This window comes from Amycolatopsis tucumanensis, assembly GCF_021654135.1.
Classification (GTDB): domain Bacteria; phylum Actinomycetota; class Actinomycetes; order Mycobacteriales; family Pseudonocardiaceae; genus Amycolatopsis_E; species Amycolatopsis_E tucumanensis.
Genome location: NZ_JAKGSD010000003.1, coordinates 1 through 18,073 on the forward strand (window position 1 = coordinate 1; position 18,073 = coordinate 18,073).

The following is an 18,073-nucleotide window of genomic DNA, read 5'->3' on the forward strand; positions in this document are numbered from 1 at the left end:
AACACCCTTCACCCATCTCCACACACCACCCAGGGTTAGGACTTACTCATCTAGGCCATCGCGGCGCGCATCGCCGCGCCCATCGCCGCGGAGTCGTGGCCGGCCTCGACGCCGTCGACGATCACGATGCTGCCCGGGATGTGGTCCGCGCGCAACGGCACGATCTCCTGGTAGGCGGGGGAGTCGTACCAGGTGCGGGCGTCGGCGGCGGTGGGGAAGCCGATCATCACCAGGTGGCCGGGCCAGTCGCCCTCGCGGACCTCGACGGGCGCGCCGTGCACGAGGAACCGGCCGCCGAAGGGATCCAGGGTCGACTGGATGCGCTCCAGGTACTCGGCGATGTCGGCGTGCGGCTCGGCGGGCATCAGGTGGGCGATGACGTAGGCGGTCATGGGGTCCGTCCTTTCCGGAGGCTGATGACCCCATCCTGTGGCCTGCGGCGCGGGGCGTCGATTACGCGGGAGGTAATGCGGGGGAGGAGGTCGCGGGTAACGCGCCTCCCGGGCCGGGTCACGGCCCGGGAGGTGGCCGGTCGCGAGCGGGTGGCGGCTTGGTTGGGGGAGGCGGGGTGTTTCCGGCGGGTGGCGGCCGGAACCGGGCGGTTGGGCGGCCGGGGTTGCGGCGAGGTGGCCGGTCGCGAGCGGGTGGCGGCGTGGCTTGGGGGAGGCGGGCTGTTTCCGGCGGGTGGCGGCCGGAACCGGGCGGTTGGGCGGCCGGGGTTGCGGCGAGGTGGCCGGTCGCGAGCGGGTGGCGGCGTGGCTTGGGGGAGGCGGGCTGTTTCCGGCGGGTGGCGGCCGGAACCGGGCGGTTGGGCGGCCGGGGTCGCGGCGAGGTGGCCGGTTATGAGCGGGTGGTGGCCTGGCGTGGGGGCCGGCTGTTTTCGGCGGGTGGCGGCCGGAACCGGGCGGCCGGGGTGCCGGGGTTGCGGCGAGGTGGCTGGTCGCGAGCAGGTGGCGGCCTGGTCCGGGGGAGGCTGGCTGTTTCGGGCGGCGGGCAGCCTCGTTCCGGGGAGGCGGCGCGGTTCCGGCGAGTGGTGACCGGGCTCGTGCGGGAGCCGCCGGCGTTCCCGCTCCGGCGGCTGGTCACCGGAGCGGTTCCGGCTTTGCTCGCGCGTAGGCATCCGCCCGGGCGTCCTCCGGAAGCCACCGCGTCCCGGAGGTCACCGGCGCGTCCCGGCGTCCTCCGGAAGCCACCGCGTCCCGGAGGTCACCGGCGCGGCCCGGCGTCCTCCGGAATCCACTGCCCCTCCCGGAGGTCACCGGCGCGGCCCGGCCTCCTCCGGGAGGCCACCCTTCCTGAAGATCACCGGCGCGAGCCGCCCCCACCACTGCCGCTCACGGAGTCGCCAGCGCCTGCTGCGATCCGGGGTGCATCGGCACCGGCTGGGTGCGCGTCGCGTTCTCCCGGGTGATCTCCTTCGCCGCCGGGTGCACGCTCTCCAGCTCGGCCTTCTTGTCGAAGATCAGCTTGGTGATCGCGCACGCGTCGCTCGCCGGGAAGTCCTCCCGCACCAGCAGCAGGTTCGGCACCACGATCGTCGGCACGTCCGCGGGCTGCCCGTACGTCGCCGCGGGGATCGTGCCCGTGTCGTACACCGGGTTGATCTGCTTGAGCGCCGCCAGCTGCGGGGTGATGTCGATGAACTTCACCTGCCCCTTCATCGTCGTCGTGATGTCGGTGATCTGCGCCGTCGGCAGGCCACCGGACCACACCAGCCCGTCGATCGTGCCGGACTTGATGCCGTCCGCGGTCTTCGCCAGGTCCAGCCGCTGCGCCTGCACGTCGGTGTCCGGGTTGAGCCCCGCCGCCTGCAGCAGCCGGTTCGCGATCACCTCGGTGCCGGACTTCGGCGAACCCGTCGAGATCCGCTTGCCGCGCATGTCGGCGATGCTGTTGATCCCCGAGTCGGTGCGCACCAGCACCTGCGTCGAGTTCGGGTAGATCCGCGTCAGCGCCTGCACCTTCTGCGGCTTGCCGTCGAAACTCCCCTTGCCCTGCACCGCGTCCGCGGCGGTGTCGGCCAGCGAGAACGCGATGTCGTAGGTGCCGTCGACCAGCTGCTGGATGTTCTGCACCGACGCGCCGGTCTCCGCCGCGGTCGCCTTCAGCCCGGTGTTGTTGCTGATCAGCTGCGCGAGCCCGCCGCCGAGCACGTAGTACACGCCGCCGCTGTTGCCGGTGGCGATGGTGAGCCTGCCGCTGCCGGCCTCACACCCCTGGCTCCCGCCCGCCGCCGGCTGGTTCGGTTGCTTCCCGCCGCAGCCCGTCGCGATCAGGGCCGCCGCCACCAGCACCGTCAGCAGTCGTTTCATGCCGCCTCCTTCTGATCACGAGGTGCGCGGCCGTCGCGGCCACGCCGAAGGCCAGGCCCGCCACGATCGGCCCCGGCTCCAGGTAGAGCAGGCACACCGCGGCGGGCACGAAGAGCACGCGGACCACCGGGTGGACCGGCCCGAACAGCCACCCGCCGGTCACCACGCCGAGCGCGGCGACGGCGAGCGCGGACACCGCCAGCACCCACACCACCGTCACCGCCCCGGACTGGAGCAGCAGCGCCGCCCCGTTGTCGGTGAGCACGAACGCGATCGGCACCAGGAACGCAGGCAGCGTGTACTTCCAGCACTGCCACATGGTCTTCATGACCCGGCCACCGGTGATCGCCGCCGCCGCGACCGCCGCCAGCGCCGTCGGCGGCGTCACCTCCGACAGCACCGCGTAGTAGAAGATGAACATCGCGCGCTCGGCCGGCGCCACGCCCAGCGTCTCCAGCGCCGGCGCGATCACCACCCAGGCGATGATGAACGACGCCGTCACCGGCACCGCCAGCCCGAGCACCCCCACCGCGACCGCGGACAGCAGCACCGTCAGCACCAGCACGACCGTCGCGTTGTCGGTGACCGCCCGCGCCACGTCGACCAGCGCGTCGGCGAGTTCCAGGCCCAGCCCGGTCTTGGTGATCGTGGACGTGATCACCCCGGCCGCGGCGCACACCGCGATCACCGGCAGCGCGCCCCGCACGCCCCGGGACAGCGCGCCCACCATGTCCACCGCCCAGCCGCGCAGGTCCCGCCGCCGGGCGATCAACGCGAACAGCGCCGCCACCCCGGTCGCGTACACCACGGCCGCGAACGGCGGGATGTCCAGCGCCAGGAACACCACGATGATCGCCAGCGACAGGAAGTGGTAGCCGCCGCGCAGCAGCAGCCGCCACGGGTCGCCGCGCTCGACGTCCACCGGCTTGGCGTGGAAGCGGCGGGCATCGGCCTCCATCGCGAACACGATGCCCAGGTAGTAGAGCAACGTCGGCACCGACGCCCAGATCAGCACGGTCAGGTAGGAGGTCTGCAGGTACTCGGCGATGATGAACGCGGCCGCGCCCAGCGTCGGCGGCGACAGGATCGCCCCGATGCCCGACGCGGCGAGCAGGCCGCCCGCGTGCTCCTTCGGGTACCCGGCGCGCTTGAGGATCGGCCAGGTGATCGAGCCCAGGCTGACCGCGGTCGCGGTGCCCGAGCCGGACACCGTGCCCAGCAGGAACCCGGACAGCACCGTCGTGCGGCCCGGCGCCGTGCGGGACCGGCGGAACGCGGCGAAGGAGATGTCGACGAAGAACCGTCCCGCGCCGGAGGCCTCCAGCACCGCGCCGTAGATCGTGAACAGCACGATGTAGCTGGCGGCCACGTCCAGCGGGGTGCCGAAGAAGCCGCTCGCGTCGTTGTAGAGGGCGTTGATGATCTGGCTGAAGTCCACGCCGGCGTGCGCGATGCCCCAGTCCGGCGGCAGGTAGCCGCCGTAGTAGGCGTAGGCGAGGAACAGCAGGCAGACGACCGGCAGCACCCAGCCGGTGGTGCGCCGGGTGGCCTCCAGGATGAGCAGGAGCAGCAACGCGCCCGCGACGATGTCGAGCGTGGACAGCTGGCCCTGCCGGTCGAGGAAGTCGTCGTAGCCGGACAGCACCGGGTACAGGCCCACGACCAGCGCGACCACGGACAGCGCCCAGTCCAGCAGCCACGGGTTGTCCGGGGAGCGCCGCGACCGCGCCAGCGGCCGGTAGCAGAGGAACACCAGCGGCAGGGTGCAGCCGAGGAAGATCACCAGGTAGAACTGGTTGCCCTTGCTGTAGGGGAAGAAGACCTGCTTCAGCACGAGCAGGGCGACCGCGAGCGCGGCCAGGTACACCAGCAGGTCGGGCCCCCGCGACAACCGCCGCGCTGGCCGTTCTTCGTCGTGCTCGGCGACGATGTCGCTGACCTCGTCGCCCTTCACGGGCTTGGTCATCACCGCTCCTTTGCGATGATCACACCTTAGGTCGCGTACCCGTCATACGGAAGGTTTCGCCAGTGCTCGGCCGCCTGCGCCATGTCGCGGCGCAGGTGCTCGAAGAACCGGCCGGTGTCCCGCAGCCGGGCGCCGGCGGGGGAGTCGCCGAACACCTGCGCGCCCTGCCGCGCGCAGTCCGCCCACAGCGTCATCGACCGGACGCTGACCAGCCACGCCTGGTACCAGACGTGCTCGTCGATGACGTACCGCTGGCGGCGGCCGTCGCGTTCGCGCCGCGCCAGGCCGCGCTCCTCGAGCCAGCGGACCGCCTTGGACACCGAGGCGGGGCTGACTCGCAGCCCGGCGGTGAGCTCGGCCGCGGTGAGGCTTCCGGTGTCGCAAGTGAACAGGCGGACGAGGACCTTCGCCATCATCGGCGGCACCCCGGTCTGGACCATCACCGCGGCGAAGTCCTGCTCGAACCGCCGCGGATCGCCCCCGCCCGCCGCGGGTGGTTCCGGCGCCGGGACCGGCCTGCGGCGGTGGGCACGCCAGGCGGTGGCCTGCTGGGCGCGGTCGGCGCGGTAGCCGTGGGCGCCGCCGTTGCGGGCGACCTCGCGGATGACCGTCGACTTGGGCCGTCCCAGCCTGCGGCCGATCTCCGCGTAGCTGAGCCCCATCGCCAGCCCGGCGGCGATGCGCCGGCGTTCGCCGAACGTCAGCCGGGTACGGGCCGGTGCATTCGGTTCCACGCTCATTGCACCGATGCTAGATCACCGACCTGGGAGTTCCTTGTTTGCCGGTTGCTCCGCGTTCGCCGGTGTTCCTAGCGTTCGCGGAATGCTGAAGCGATTGACCTACCCGGACGGGCACCTCGGCTGGGTGGCGACGAGCTACCAGACCGTCCGCGCGGTGCTGGCCGACCCGCGGTTCAGCGCCCGGTCGGACCTGCGGCACATGCCGGTCCCCGGCGCGCCCGGCAACGGGGTGTCGGCGCGTGCCGGGATGTTCAACTCGATGGATCCGCCGGAGCACACGCGCTACCGCCGCCTGCTCGCCGGCCAGTTCACGGTCCGGCGCATGCGGCAGCTGACGGGGCGCGTGCGCGAGATCGTCGACGAGCACCTCGACGCCATCGCCGGGGCGAGCGGGCCGGTGGACCTGGTGCGTGTCTGGGCGCAGCCGATCCCCGCGCAGGTCATCTGCGAGCTGCTCGGGGTGCCCTACGCGGACCGCGCGCGGTTCCAAGGGCACGCGCTGGACCTGTTCCGCCTGGACCGGACGCCGGAGCAGGCCGCAGCGGCGTACTCGGCGGTGCACGAGTTCGTGCGCGACCTGGTGGCGGCCAAGCGGGACGCGCCTGCCGACGACCTGCTGAGCGGCCTCACCGCGGCCGACCTCACCGACGAGGAACTGGTCAACATCGGCTTCGTGCTGCTCGGCGCGGGCCTGGACACCACGGCGAACATGCTCGCGCTGGGCGCGTTCACGCTGCGCACCCACCCCGGCGCGGCGGAGGTCCTGCGCGCCGAGCCGGGGCGGGCGGTCGAGGAGCTGCTGCGCTACCACAGCGTCATCCCGTTCACGGTGCGCGCGGCGCTGGCGGACATCGAGCTGGACGGCGAGCGGATCGCCGCGGGCGAGTGCGTCACCGTGTGCCTGCCCGAGGCCAACCGCGACCCCGCGCGCTTCCCCGATCCGGACGTGCTCGACCTGCTGCGGCCGTCCGCCGGGCACGTCGCGTTCGGCCACGGCGTGCACCAGTGCCTCGGCCAGCAGCTCGCCAGGGTGGAGCTGCAGGTCGCGTTGCCGGCGCTGGCGACGAGGTTCCCGTCGCTACGGCTCGCGGTGCCGGCCGCGGATGTCGTGGTGCGGACGGGAAGTCTGGTGCGCGGGGTGGCGGAGTTACCGGTGGTCTGGGCGACTGAGCGGTAAAGGTGTCTGGTGACGGGGATGTCGACCGGGATCGTGGCGCGGATGGCGGCGTTGCGGGAAGCCGGAGACCACGCGCTGCCGATGGACGCCTGCAAGGGCGAGGACCTCGAACGCGCCGCCGCCGGCGGTGGAGGACGTGCCGCTCGCCTTGGCGCGGGACCAGTTGGCGGTCAACGTGCTCAAACCGGCGCGGCTGGTCCAGCTTGTCAGCTGCGCGGCCGTCCCGTCCTCGAAACAGGTCCTGATGATGCCGGGCTGGACGACCACGACGTCGATCCCGAACGGCGCGACCGCCATGCGGAGACCCGCTACGCCATCGGCTGGATGCCGGAGAAATTGCTGGAGCTCAACGAACCCTGCCGCTCCGCGAGTTCGACGCGCTGGTCAACCGGGTGTGGTCGGGCCACTGTGGAGGGTCAGGCGTGTTCGCCGAGGTTCCACTCCCAGCCGTTGAAACCGTCCAGTCCGTACGGGGCCAGCACGAGGCTTCCGGTGGTGTTGCGGGAATCCAGGACCACCGTGCCGACGTAGTTCTGGCCCGGCGAGAGCGCGAGCGGGAACAGCTTGCTGCGCGACAGGCAGCCGATCGCCGGTGCGCTGCTGAGGCTGCCGCCGGTTTCGGTGACGCCGTCCGGGCCGATGATCGAGAAGTTGTTCGGGTTCAGCAGGCTCGGCGCGAAGTCGCCGCTCATCGACGACGACGTTGTCACCGTCATGTCCAGGAAGATGAACCGCCCGTTTTCCGGCTTCTGCGCGTACGGCTCGGTGCAGCGGCCGCCGACGGTGACCTTGGTGAGCGTGAAGGCGACCTCCGGCCGGTCGGCGTGGCTGCCGAAGCCGATGGTCTCGCCGATCTTCACCTCGACGTTCTGCCGGGGGTTGACCGGGATCACCGGCGTGGGCGACTTCGAGGTCGTGGGCCGGGGCCGGGAGGTGGTGGCGGGCGCGGCCTTGATGCTGTCGTCGTCTGCCGTGACGGCGAGCGTGACGCCGACCGACACCCCGGCGACGACGAGCGCACCGGCGATCGCGAGGGCGACGATGGCGCCGATGTTGCGCCGCGGCGGCTGTGGCCACTGCGGGTAGGGGTGGCCGGGCGGCTGACTGGTCACGAAGATCCTCCTGATCGGTGCGCACGGCTTGTCGTGAGCAGGAGGATCTTCGTTACCGGCTAGCGCGACGGCGGTGTCCCACCCGGACCGGAGCCGGCGGACGGGGTGGTCCGGGTGTCCACGCGCACCGCGAGGCTCACGGTGTAGCCGCCGGTGACGTCCCCGGTGACGGTCGCCAGCTGGGAGGCGCCGCCGTCGTCACCGAAGACGTTGTCGCTGGACAGGCTCACCTTCCGCAGGTTCGCGACGGAGTCCTCGTAGCCCGATTGCTGGTAGACGGTCTGGCACACGTCCTGCGGCAGCGCGACCTGCGAGGTGGCGATCGCGTTCGACGAGTCGGCGATGCTCGCCTGATCGGGGTAGACCTCGAAGTGGATGTGCGGCCACCGGCCGTCGTAGCAGGCCGGGAAGACGCTGGTGAACCGCACGCGCCCGTCGGCGTCGGCGATCTGCACGCCACGCAGGAAGTTCTGGTCCTCGACGCCGTCGGAGTACATCGAGTAGCCGCCCTCGCGGGTGCAGTGCCACACGTACACCGCGACGCCGGCGAACGCGGCACCGCCGTTGGCCAGGTCGGACACGGTCAGCTCCAGCGTCATCGGCACGCCCTCGGCGGTGCCGGTAAACTCCCCGAAGCTGGAGCGGATGTCGCTGCGCACGATGCCGCTCTGCGCCAGCACGTCCGGCCCGTTGGAGCCGTCGCCGGGGTAGGGGCCTGCCGTTTCGTCCGGGATTTCGCCCGTCGTGGCCGAGGTGGTGGTCGTCGTGGAGCCAGTGGACCCCGCGCCGCACGCGGTGAGCGCGACACCGGCCGCGCCGATGCCGAGGAAGCGCAGCGCCCGGCGGCGGTCGAACAGGGTGCCGATGTCGAAGCCGAGCCCCTGGTCGACGACTTCGTCGTGCGGGCGGGGGAGGGGGCGGCCCTGGTAGGCGGGCTGGTCGTCTCGCATGGGCACCATCGTCGGGTCTCGTGCTGTGTGCCGGGTTTGCCTAGTCTGTGAGGCAGGCATGCCATCGAGCACCGGCCGCTGTTGCCCGGCGAGGTGTTGCCGGTGCATTGTTTCCACGAGGTGATCCGGGACCGCTACGTCGACGAGAACCGCGCGCCCCTGCCGGGGCCCGTGGAACCCGTGGGGCAGTTTCTGCTCAACAGCGTCCGCACCCTGGACGATGCCGTCAGCGAGGCGCTCGGGATCCCGCTCACCCCATGACACCCGTGCTCAAATGAGCGCCCCGCCGCGTGCCCGCGTGCCCCTGATTCGCGGCTCTTTCGGGCAACGCCGGAGGAAAACGGCGTTCCGTCACCCCTCCGGTGCGTTGTGATCTCCACCGTGTGCCGGTGGGTCGCTCGACAGCGGGCGCCCCGGCGCCGACACTGATCAACGAACAAGCCACACTGGCCGTCCACGCCTCACGGCCCCGCGTCCGAGGCCGGAATCCGAAAGGTGACACAAGCGTCGATGGTGTCTCGGTTCGACTTCACGCTCGGCAGCGTGGAGGCCGTCGTCGTCGGGCGGGCGCTGGGCGTCGACGTCCGCGTGTTCCCCCTGCGCATCAGCCACACCACCGTGGACCCGCTCCGCTTCGCCAGACTCGCGCTCCGGGTGCACGCCGACCTCGAGGACCGCGGCCTGTCCACCCGCGGCCGGCTCGACCCGGGCGTGCGCACCGCGTTCGAGCTGCTCGGCGACCACCGCGTCACGGTCACCGCGAGCGGGACCGACTCCCGCGCCGGTGACCTCGCCGTGCACGCCGCCACCGACGGCGCGCAGGCGCTCGTGATCCGGCAGGCCCCCGGCGAGGACAGGCTGTGGTTCTCCCTGTTCCCGGACGAGGACCTGGTGCCCCGCGTGGCCGGCTCGCTCACCCCGGCCGACCCCGCGCCGGGCACCCCGCTGTCGGTGTCGCGCCGCGAGGACGAGCGCCCGCGCTCGGCGCTGGCCGCGCTGCGCCAGGCCGAGGAGGAGTTCGACGAGGAGGAGACCGAGGCCTTCGGCAGCCTCCAGGTCACCACGGTCGTGCGGTCGCGGCGGCCCGCGCGCGCCCGCGCGGTGTCCGAAGAGGACCGGCTCGAAGAGGTCTTCGCGGCCCCGCGGCGCGGCGGCGGCTACTTCACCGCGCACGGCCGCGGACGCCACGGCGAACGCCGCTCGGCCACCCCGGTCACGTGGCTGGACACCGAGGACGGGCGGTACCTGGTGAGCACCCGGACCGACGCGACCGGGACGATCACCGCGACCTACACGCCCGCGGGGTTCCCGGCGGTCGCCGAAGCCGTCCGCGACATGATCGCTGCCGTCTACTGAGATCGGGGAGGAACCGGGGATGAGCGAGGAAGCGCCGAAGGCGGAGAAGGCGGTCCGGATGGTGCAGGCGGTCGCGTTGAAGCGGCTGGCCACCGAGGGCGGGTTCGCCGTCGACGAGCGGACCGGCGACAAGATGATCCAGGCGCTGCAGGGCATCGTCGACGCGCTCGAGTCGCGCTGGTCGGCGCTGCAGGCGTTCGGGCAGGCGCCGCCGATGAGCGACACCACCACCGCGAAGTGGGTGTCGGACGTGATGGTGAAGACCGCGAGCGACGAGCGCGGCCTGCTCACCCAGCTCACGCAGGCCAAGGCCGAACTGCCCACCTACATCGAGGCGATCAAGCTCGCCCAGAAGAACTACCGGTCCCAGGATGGCGACACCGGGACCACGTTGCGGCGATACCGCGCCGAGCAGGCCTGACCGAGCAACCTCGAAGGGGAGAAGATCGTGGAGCTGTCCGACGTCGGCGGCGGGGTGCAGGACGTCACCGCGGACCCGAGCTCGCCGTACTACATCGGTCCCATCGGCCACGACCACACCTCGGGTGACGAGATCCGCGAGGAGGTCACCAAGCAGGTCGACGAGGAGATCGCGAAGGGCTGGCTGGGGGACGTCGTCACCCCGCTGCTGCGCGACGAGACCATCCAGCGGCGCTACGAGCAGCGCATCGTCGCCGTCCGCGACAGCGTCGACGACGGGGTCGAGATCCGCGACCACGGCCCGGCGCCCAGCTCGCTGTGGGACAACGCGACCCACCAGCAGATGCTCGACGCCATCACCACCAACGCCGACTCCGCCGCGGTCGCCGTCACCTCCGAGGAGTGGGTGCGGCTGGGCAAGGAACTCACCGAGCACCAGCAGAACCTGGCCGACGCCATCAACGACAGCCTCGCCGACTGGCAGGGGGAGGGCGGCGACGCGGCCCGCAAGCACCTCGCCGACGTCGGCCTGTGGCTCGGCAACACCGCCAAGGGCGCCACGCTCACCGGCCGCCAGCAGGAGATCCACTCGCAGGCGCTGAACGAGACGCAGAAGCAGATGGCGGCCAACCCGCCGGTGAACTTCGACGTGCAGGCCGCCAACGCGCACCTGCAGACGATCACCGACCCGGTCGTGTACGCGCAGCAGGCGCAGCTCGACCAGCAGGCGCTGCAGCAGTCGGAGGCCGCACGCCAGCAGGCCGCGCGGATCATGACCCAGTACGACGACACCGTCGCCGGCGCCACCATCACCCCGGCGTTCGTCGCGCCGCCCAAGCTGGGCGGGCCGAACGCGCAGATCGCGTCGCTGCGCACCGGCGCGACCGGGCCGGCTTCGGCGCGGATCCCGGCCACCGAAGCCGGTGCCGCGCAGGCCGCGAGTCTGCGCTCGGCTCCCACCGCGGGCGCTCCCGCGGCCGCCGGCGCGGGCACCGGGGACGTGACCGCGGCGGTGGCCGCGGCGAACCTGAACCCCCCGTCGCTGCCGACCGGGACCTCCGTCCCCGGGACCGCCGTGCCCGGCCTGGACACCTCGGGCGCAGGCACCGGGGTCGGCGCGCCCGCGCTGAACACCTACAGCGGTGCGTCCGGCTACGGCAGCGGAACCGGCGCCGTGCCACATCTGTCCACTCCGGACTACCCGACCGGGACCCCCGGGAACTACAGCGGCGGCACGCTGGAGAACCACGCGTCCGTGCCCGACCTCGACATCCCGGACTCGACGGTGGCCGCCTCGGCGGTCGACACCGGCACGTCCGGCAGCTCGTCGGCGCGCATGCCGACCATCGGCTACTCCGGCGGTATCAACGGCGACAGCATCGCCAGCCGTCTCGGCGGGCCCACTGTGAGCGGCAACCCGCTGGCCGGGCTCGACTCTGTCAGTGGCCCGGCGGGCACCCCGCTCGGCGGCGGCACCAGCACCGGGGCCAAGGGCCTCGGCGGCGCGGGCGGTGCCGGCGCGGCGGCGCTCAAGGGCCTCGGTGGCGGCGCCGGCGGCAGTGGCCTCGGCGGCCTCGGCGGCGTCGGTGGCGCGTCGGGCGCGAGCGGTGCCCGGCTCGCCGCGGGTGGGGTCGCCGGTGCCTCCGGTGCGGCGGCGGCCGCCGAAGAAGCCGCGGCGGCGCGTGGCGCGGCGGGCGCGACCGGCGCGGCGGGCCGCGCAGGCACCCCGGCCGCGGGCGGCATGGCCCCGCACGGCGGCAAGGGCCAGGGCGCGGAGGACAAGGAACACCGCGTCGCGGACTACCTCGAAGGTGACCCCGACCTCTTCGAAGGCGGTGACGTGGTCGCCCCGCCGGTCATCGGCGACTGGAAGAAGAACAAGCAGGAAGAGAAGAAGTAACCCTCGTGTCCTACGAAGTCGACCCAGACGAGCTGCGCACGCACGGCAGTCACCTCGACGCCCTGTCCGACCGGCTGAACACCGCGGTGGACGCCGCCAACACGGTCGTCATGGACGACTCCGCCTACGGCCTGCTCTGCGCCTTCCTGCCGCCGATCGTGAACGCGACGACGCAGGGCGACGCGGTCGAGGCGCTCAAGGCCGCGGCCGAGGGCGTGCGGATCACCGCGGAGAACATCCGCACCGCGGCCACCAGCTACGAGGACCAGGACGCGACCAACGCCGAGCCGTTCGAGCGGCAGCTGCGCGAGGCCACCCCGGTGAGCCCGCGGATCGGCACGGTGATCCGGTGACGTCGGCGAACGGACTGGGCGACCTCATGCGCGACCCGGACGAGGCGGCCGCGCGGATGAACGCGTGGGCGCAGGGGCTGGCGGAGAAGGCCGAGCGCTACCGCGCGGCGCAGGCGCGTACCGAGGAGATCCGGCTGACCTCGGCCAACACCGACGGCTCGGTGCGCGTCACGGTCCGCGCCGACGGCAGCGTCACCGATCTGGACCTGTCCGGGCGGGCCCGCACCATGCCGCTGGACGAGCTGTCCGCGCAGATCCTGGCCACCATGCGCCGCGCGCAGGCGGGCATCGCCGCGCAGGTCGCCGAGGTGATGCAGGAGGAGGTCGGCGACGAGGACCCGCAGACGCGCTCGCTGCTGGTCGACAACCTGCGCAGCCGGTTCCCCGATCCGGACGCCGACACCGACGACGAGCAGGCGGCCGCCGAACCCGCCGAGGAGCGGCCGCAGGCCCGCACGGACGACGACGAGGAGAACAACCCGTGGTGAACCCCCTGGTCGCGCAGGAGCAGAGCTCGACGACCGCGATCTCGGGGATTTCCCTCCTGGAGGGCGCGCAGGACCTCAAGAAGGCCATCGAAAGCGGCGACTGGGCCTCCGGCGCGCTGGGGGCCGCCGCGGCCGGGCTCGACGCGCTCGGGTTCGTGCTCGACCCGTTCGGCTCGATCCTCGCCGCCGGCGTCGGCTGGCTCATCGAGCACGTCGGCCCGCTCAAGGACGCCCTCGACGCGCTGGCGGGCAACCCGGACGCAGTCAAGGCCCACTCCGAGACGTGGAAGAACATCGCGGCCGAGCTGGGCGAGATCGGCACCGACCTGGCCAACGCGGTCAACAGCGACCTGACCGGCTGGACCGGCCCGTCCGCCGACACCTACCGGCAGCAGGCCAAGGACGTCGGCGACCTGCTCGCCGCGGCGAAGGAAGCCGGGGAAGGCACCGCGAGCGGCATCGAGACCGCGGGCACCGTCGTCGCCGCCGTGCGGACCCTGGTGCGCGACATCATCGCCGAGGTCGTCGGGCACATGATCTCGTGGGCGCTGCAGGTGATCGCCACCCTCGGCATCGCGCTGGCGTGGGTCGTGCCGCAGGTGATCAGCGAGGTCGCCAAGACCGCCGCCAAGATCGCGGACCTCACCGGGAAGCTGACCCACGCGCTCAAGGCGCTCTCGGAGCTGCTGAAGAAGGCCGGCGGCATCTTCACCGACACCGCGGGCAAGCTGAAGAAGATCAAGACCGACAAGCCGCCGACGTCGGCCAAGCCGGACAGCCTCCCCGCGGGCCCGAAGAGCGTCGACCCCATGGCGGGCAAGGGCGGCGGCACCATCCCGAGCAGCACGCCGAAGACGCCGCCACCGGACGCGGCGAAGGTCGCCCCGCCGCCCAAGCTCAACGACACCCCGGGCGACACGACCAGGGCATCGTCCACACCGGACACCCCGCCGGTCTCGGCCCCGCCGAAGCTGGACGGCCCGCCGCCGGGCGGCACGGCCAAGTCCGCACCCGAGCTCGGCCCGGCCCCCGTGTCGGCGCCGCCGAAGCTCAACGACGTCACCACGCCGTCCGGCGCCCCGAAGAGCCCGCCGAAGACCGACGGCACGCCGAAGCTGAAGGACCAGGGCGACAACCCGCGCTCGATCGAGAAGCTGCGCTGCGAGAAGGACCCGATCGACGTCGCCACCGGGCAGATGGTGATGACCGAGGTCGACGCGGAGTTCCTCGGCACGCTGCCGCTGGTGTTCGAGCGCACGCACTTCTCGTCGTTCCGCGCCGGACGGTTGCTCGGCGCAGCCTGGGTGTCCACACTGGACCAGCGGCTGGAGGTGCACGACCGCGGCGTGAGCTTCGCCGCCGCCGACGGCACGCTCCAGCACTTCCCGCACCCGGCCGACGGCGCCTGGACGACGGCGGCCCGCGGCCCGCGGCGCTCACTCACTCGCACGGACGACGGCGGGTACCTGATCGAGGACCGCGAGCAGGCGCGGGTGCTCTACTTCGCGCCCGGCTCCGGTGAACTGCCGCTGACCTGGACCGGCGACCGGCACGGCAACCGGATCGAGTTCGTCCGCGACGAGCGCGGCCTGCCCGCCGAGATCCGGCACAGCGGCGGCTACCGTGTCCGCGTCGAGACCGACGGCGAGCGGATCACCGCGCTGCACTCGGTCGCCGCGGGCGGCGAGGTCGAGCTGGTCCGCTACGGCTACACCGCGGGCCGCCTCACCGACGTCACCAACGCCTCCGGCGCGCCGTTCCGCTACTCCTACGACGCGGCCGGCCGGGTCGTCGCCTGGGCCGACCGCAACGGCGAGTGGTACCGCTACGTCTACGACCACGCCGGCCGCGTGGTGCGCACCGAGGGGTCCGGCGGGTTCCTCACCGGCACCATGGAGTACAGCGACGGCGTCACCTACTCGACCGACTCGCTGGGCCACCGCACGGAGTTCCACCTGAACGCGGCGGGCCAGGTGGTCCGGGAGGTCGACCCGCTCGGCCACGCCACCGCCTTCGAGTGGGACGACGCCGACCGCCTGCTGAGCACGACCGACCCGCTGGGCCGCACCACCCGGTACCGCTACGACGACGATGGCGACCTGGCCGCGGTGTTCCGGCCGGACGGCGCGGAGACCACGATCGAGCGCGACGCCGCCGGCCTGCCGGTGGCCATGACCGAGGCGCCCGGCGTCGTCACGCGCTGGGAGTACGACGAGCGCGGCAACCTGAGCCGCGTGACCGAGCCCGACGGCGCGGTCACCACTTACACCTACGATGCGCGCGGCAACGTCACCGCCGTCACCGACGCGCTCGGCAACACGCTCACCGTGGCCTGCGACGCGAGCGGCCTGCCGGTCGCCGTGACCGACCCGCAGGGCGCCGTGACCCGGTACGACCGCGACCGGTTCGGCCGTGTCGCCGCGATCACCGGCCCGCTCGGCGAGGTGGAGCGCTTCGGGTACACGGTCGACGGCAAGCTCGCCTGGCACCGGCACGCCGACGGCGCGCTCGAACAGTGGGTGTTCGACGGCGAGGGAAACAACCGGGCGCACACCGACGCGACCTCGGCGGTGACCCGCGCCGAAGTCACCCACTTCGACCTGCCTTCGGCCGAGATCCGGCCGGACGGCACCCGCGTCTCCTTCGCCTACGACACCGAAATGCGGCTGACCGCCGTCACCAACGAGCAGGGGCTCGTGTGGCGGTACACCTACGACCCGGCGGGCAACCTGGTGCGGGAGACCGACTTCACCGGCGCCTCGGTCGGCTACCGCTACGACGCCGCGGGGCAGCTGGTCGAGCGGACCGGCCCGGCCGGGCAGACCACCACCTACCGCTACGACGCGGCGGGCAACCTGGCCGAGGAGACCACCGGGGGAGTGACCACCCGGTACACCTACAGCACCACCGGCTGGCTGCTGTCGGCCGAGGACGGCACGAGCCGCGTCACCTTCGAGCGGGACGCGGCGGGCCGGGTCCTCGCCGAGACGGTCAACGGCCGCACGGTCCGCTCGGTCTACGACGCGCAGGGCCGCCGCGTCCGCCGGGTCACGCCGTCCGGCGCGGACAGCGTGTGGGAGTACGACGCGACCGACCAGCCGGTCGCGGTGCACGCCGCGGGGCGGGCGCTGCGGTTCACCCACGACCTGGCCGGCCGCGAGGTGCGGCGCGAGTTCGGCGCGGCCGCCCTCACCCAGTCCTGGCTGCCCGGCGGGCTGCTCGGCGCGCAGACCCTCACCGGGCCGGCCGCACCGGCCGGTCACCGAGCCTTCAGCTACCGGCCGGACGGCCTGCTCACCGGGATCGAGGACACGCTGACCGGCCCGCGCGGTTTCGCGCTGGACAACCGCGGCCGCGTGACCGGGGTGCGCACGCCGCGCTGGCACGAGCGGTACGCCTACGACGCCGCGGGCAACGTCACCGAGGCGGTCTGGCCCACCGCGACCGACCAGGACCTGCTCGGACCGCGGGCCGTCGCGGGCACGGTGGTCACCGCCGCCGGCCGCGCCCGGTACGCCCACGACGGGCAGGGCCGGGTCGTGGCGCGCGACCGCGGCGGGCAGGTGTCGCGGTTCTCCTGGGACCCGCGCGGACGGCTGGCGGGTGTGCTGACGCCGGACGGCACGTCCTGGCGCTACACCTACGACGCCCTGGGCAGGCGGATCGCGAAGGAGCACCTCGCCGCGGACGGCGTGCACGTGCTGGAGCGGGTCGACTTCGCGTGGGACGGCCAGGTGCTCGCCGAGCAGGCGGTGACCACACCGGACGGTGCGCGGGTGACGGTGTGGGACTACGAGCCGGACAGCTTCCGCCCGCTGCTCCAGCGGGACCGGCTGCCCGGCCAGGAGCTGGTCCACGCCGTCGTCACCGACCCCGCCGGCGCGCCCGCCGAGCTCGTCACCGACCAGGGCGGCATCGCGTGGTACGCGCGGACGAGCCTGTTCGGCGCCGTGGTGGAGCGGTCCGCGGGCCCGGTGGACACGCCGCTGCGGTTCCAGGGCCAGTACGCCGACGCCGAAACCGGCCTGCACTACAACTTCTTCCGCTACTACGACCCGGCGCTCGCGCGGTACCTGAGCCCGGACCCGCTCGGGCTCGAAGGCGGGCCGAACCCGCACGCCTACGTCGGCAACCCGCACGCGTTCGCCGACCCGCTCGGGCTCACCCCGCAGAGCTGCTCGGCCGGCGGCACGTCGAAGCAGAGCACGGGCAAGCGCAAGAAGCCCGCGCTGACGGTCAACACGAACGTCCCGGCCGTCCCGGTGACCAAGAACTCGCCCGGCGGAAGCCTGTACCAGCAGCTGTCCCCGGGTGGGAAGTACGGCGCGCAGAAGACGGACAAGCAGGGCAAGCCGAAGTTCAACCGCAAGGGCGAGAAGGTCTACAAGTACAACCGGCGCGAGGCGGCCGGGTACGACAACCCGAGCCACGACCACGGCAACATGCTGCCGCTGTGGAAGGACGCGGCGAAGTCGCCGATCCCGATCGACCCGGTGACCGGCCAGGAGATCAAGGGCAAGCAGCTCAAGGACTGGCTGATGGACCCGAACCGGCGCTTCGACACCAAGGAGCCCGGCGACGCCGGGTACGCCGGGCTGCCGGGCAACGAGATCAAGGGGCACGGCAAGGGCGTCCTCGGGCACGAGCCGTCGGCCAGCACGCACTGGAACCACCACGGCGGCATGCAGAGCACTCGCGCGGACAACCTGGAGCACAACAAGGAGACGAGCACCTACCACGGCATCGAGGACCGCGGCCGCTCCAACGCCAGCGGTTCGTCGGAGGAGCGCTACGAGAGCCCCGGCCCGGACAACGGCGCGAACCGCGCGTTCTGGGACCGGGACGACCCGGGCTTCAAGGACCAGGGCGGGCCTTGGCACTCGTGGCAGAAGATCGCGCCACCGCCGAACGCCGCCGGCCCGGCCGGCCCGTCCACACCGGACAGCCCTGCGTCGCCGGACGGCCCGCCGGCGAAGCGCCCCCGCCGCGACAGCGACGTGAGCATGGCGGACTGACCGCTTCCGGCGGTCAGGCACGGCCCGCTGCGCTGGGACCCGGACGGCGGGTCCGGATCGGGCTGAGGATGTGGGAACCCACGCAGCGCGCGTCCCGTCCCGGTGGCGCGTGCACGGTCGCAACAAGGGCGTGCTGGGCACCGAGCCGGACGGGCGGCCGATCGCCTTCACCGGCACCGCCGTGTGGGAGGTGCGGGACGGCAGGCTCGCGCGCAACTGGGTCGAGCGCGCGTCCTGGGAACTGCGCCAGCGTCTGACGGCCTGACCCGCGCGGGTGCCCCGGA

Annotated in this window: 16 protein-coding genes; 9 read left to right on the forward strand and 7 right to left on the reverse strand. The window is 72.9% G+C overall.

Going from position 1 to position 18,073, the window contains the following annotated elements:
• Nucleotides 1-50: 50 nt before the first annotated feature.
• The 4 genes from L2C96_RS05110 to L2C96_RS05125 all read right to left on the reverse strand — a co-directional run bounded on the left by L2C96_RS05110 (nucleotide 51) and on the right by L2C96_RS05125 (nucleotide 5,018).
• On the reverse strand, nucleotides 51-392 hold the full coding sequence (locus L2C96_RS05110; protein WP_237335342.1) for a DUF1330 domain-containing protein: 342 nt from the start codon (nucleotides 390-392) through the stop codon (nucleotides 51-53).
• Nucleotides 393-1,334: 942 nt separating this feature from the next.
• The gene (locus tag L2C96_RS05115; RefSeq protein ID WP_027936658.1) at nucleotides 1,335-2,312 is read right to left on the reverse strand and encodes a TAXI family TRAP transporter solute-binding subunit; all 978 of its coding nucleotides are present in this window, start codon (nucleotides 2,310-2,312) and stop codon (nucleotides 1,335-1,337) included.
• On the reverse strand, nucleotides 2,209-4,278 hold the full coding sequence (locus L2C96_RS05120; RefSeq protein ID WP_020423280.1) for a TRAP transporter permease: 2,070 nt from the start codon (nucleotides 4,276-4,278) through the stop codon (nucleotides 2,209-2,211). The genes L2C96_RS05115 and L2C96_RS05120 overlap by 104 nt, the downstream gene beginning before the upstream one ends.
• Nucleotides 4,279-4,304: 26 nt before the next feature.
• Nucleotides 4,305-5,018: a GbsR/MarR family transcriptional regulator gene (locus L2C96_RS05125; protein ID WP_237335343.1), complete on the reverse strand. Its 714-nt coding sequence runs from the start codon at nucleotides 5,016-5,018 to the stop codon at nucleotides 4,305-4,307.
• Nucleotides 5,019-5,100: 82 nt separating this feature from the next.
• Between L2C96_RS05125 and L2C96_RS05130 the strand changes: the two genes are divergently transcribed.
• On the forward strand, nucleotides 5,101-6,195 hold the full coding sequence (locus L2C96_RS05130) for a cytochrome P450 (protein ID WP_237335344.1): 1,095 nt from the start codon (nucleotides 5,101-5,103) through the stop codon (nucleotides 6,193-6,195).
• Here the strand turns inward: L2C96_RS05130 and L2C96_RS05135 are convergent.
• From L2C96_RS05135 to L2C96_RS05145, 3 genes are all read right to left on the reverse strand, one after another.
• The gene (locus tag L2C96_RS05135; protein WP_237335345.1) at nucleotides 6,166-6,492 is read right to left on the reverse strand and encodes a hypothetical protein; all 327 of its coding nucleotides are present in this window, start codon (nucleotides 6,490-6,492) and stop codon (nucleotides 6,166-6,168) included. The genes L2C96_RS05130 and L2C96_RS05135 overlap by 30 nt on opposite strands.
• Nucleotides 6,493-6,611: 119 nt before the next feature.
• Entirely contained in the window at nucleotides 6,612-7,307 is a 696-nt protein-coding gene (locus tag L2C96_RS05140; protein WP_237335346.1) for a hypothetical protein, read from the reverse strand.
• A gap of 59 nt (nucleotides 7,308-7,366) precedes the next feature.
• Entirely contained in the window at nucleotides 7,367-8,257 is an 891-nt protein-coding gene (locus L2C96_RS05145; RefSeq protein ID WP_237335347.1) for an intradiol ring-cleavage dioxygenase, read from the reverse strand.
• A 102-nt stretch (nucleotides 8,258-8,359) separates the two neighbouring features.
• Here L2C96_RS05145 and L2C96_RS05150 point away from each other — a divergent pair, with 102 nt between their 5' ends.
• The 8 genes from L2C96_RS05150 (at nucleotide 8,360) to L2C96_RS05185 (ending at nucleotide 18,054) form a co-directional block, all read left to right on the forward strand.
• Entirely contained in the window at nucleotides 8,360-8,518 is a 159-nt protein-coding gene (locus tag L2C96_RS05150; protein WP_237335348.1) for a hypothetical protein, read from the forward strand.
• A gap of 249 nt (nucleotides 8,519-8,767) precedes the next feature.
• The gene (locus L2C96_RS05155; RefSeq protein ID WP_020423285.1) at nucleotides 8,768-9,613 is read left to right on the forward strand and encodes an ESX secretion-associated protein EspG; all 846 of its coding nucleotides are present in this window, start codon (nucleotides 8,768-8,770) and stop codon (nucleotides 9,611-9,613) included.
• Nucleotides 9,614-9,632: 19 nt separating this feature from the next.
• Nucleotides 9,633-10,034 carry a hypothetical protein gene (locus L2C96_RS05160; RefSeq protein WP_020423286.1) on the forward strand — a complete coding sequence of 134 codons (402 nt, stop codon included), beginning with the start codon at nucleotides 9,633-9,635 and terminating at the stop codon, nucleotides 10,032-10,034.
• A 27-nt stretch (nucleotides 10,035-10,061) separates the two neighbouring features.
• On the forward strand, nucleotides 10,062-11,933 hold the full coding sequence (locus L2C96_RS05165) for a hypothetical protein (protein ID WP_237335349.1): 1,872 nt from the start codon (nucleotides 10,062-10,064) through the stop codon (nucleotides 11,931-11,933).
• A gap of 5 nt (nucleotides 11,934-11,938) precedes the next feature.
• Nucleotides 11,939-12,286, forward strand: a complete 348-nt coding sequence (locus L2C96_RS05170) for a type VII secretion target (protein WP_020423106.1) — start codon at nucleotides 11,939-11,941, stop codon at nucleotides 12,284-12,286.
• Nucleotides 12,283-12,774, forward strand: a complete 492-nt coding sequence (locus tag L2C96_RS05175; RefSeq protein ID WP_020423107.1) for a YbaB/EbfC family nucleoid-associated protein — start codon at nucleotides 12,283-12,285, stop codon at nucleotides 12,772-12,774. Before L2C96_RS05170 ends, L2C96_RS05175 begins: the two co-directional genes overlap by 4 nt.
• Nucleotides 12,768-17,789 carry an RHS repeat-associated core domain-containing protein gene (locus L2C96_RS05180; protein WP_237335350.1) on the forward strand — a complete coding sequence of 1,674 codons (5,022 nt, stop codon included), beginning with the start codon at nucleotides 12,768-12,770 and terminating at the stop codon, nucleotides 17,787-17,789. The genes L2C96_RS05175 and L2C96_RS05180 overlap by 7 nt, the downstream gene beginning before the upstream one ends.
• 70 nt (nucleotides 17,790-17,859) lie before the next feature.
• Nucleotides 17,860-18,054, forward strand: coding sequence for an ester cyclase (locus L2C96_RS05185; RefSeq protein ID WP_308191131.1), 195 nt, complete (start codon nucleotides 17,860-17,862; stop codon nucleotides 18,052-18,054).
• Nucleotides 18,055-18,073 lie beyond the last annotated feature (19 nt).

What these genes read in the sequence shown, in the direction of transcription:
- L2C96_RS05125 (WP_237335343.1), bottom strand. Translation starts at nt 5,018, where the DNA reads ATGAGCGTGGAACCGAATGCACCGGCCCGTACCCGGCTGACGTTCGGC.
- L2C96_RS05110 (WP_237335342.1), bottom strand. Translation starts at nt 392, where the DNA reads ATGACCGCCTACGTCATCGCCCACCTGATGCCCGCCGAGCCGCACGCC.
- L2C96_RS05145 (WP_237335347.1), bottom strand. Translation starts at nt 8,257, where the DNA reads ATGCGAGACGACCAGCCCGCCTACCAGGGCCGCCCCCTCCCCCGCCCG.
- L2C96_RS05160 (WP_020423286.1), top strand. Translation starts at nt 9,633, where the DNA reads ATGAGCGAGGAAGCGCCGAAGGCGGAGAAGGCGGTCCGGATGGTGCAG.
- L2C96_RS05120 (WP_020423280.1), bottom strand. Translation starts at nt 4,278, where the DNA reads ATGACCAAGCCCGTGAAGGGCGACGAGGTCAGCGACATCGTCGCCGAG.
- L2C96_RS05135 (WP_237335345.1), bottom strand. Translation starts at nt 6,492, where the DNA reads ATGGCGGTCGCGCCGTTCGGGATCGACGTCGTGGTCGTCCAGCCCGGC.
- L2C96_RS05115 (WP_027936658.1), bottom strand. Translation starts at nt 2,312, where the DNA reads ATGAAACGACTGCTGACGGTGCTGGTGGCGGCGGCCCTGATCGCGACG.
- L2C96_RS05130 (WP_237335344.1), top strand. Translation starts at nt 5,101, where the DNA reads ATGCTGAAGCGATTGACCTACCCGGACGGGCACCTCGGCTGGGTGGCG.
- L2C96_RS05155 (WP_020423285.1), top strand. Translation starts at nt 8,768, where the DNA reads ATGGTGTCTCGGTTCGACTTCACGCTCGGCAGCGTGGAGGCCGTCGTC.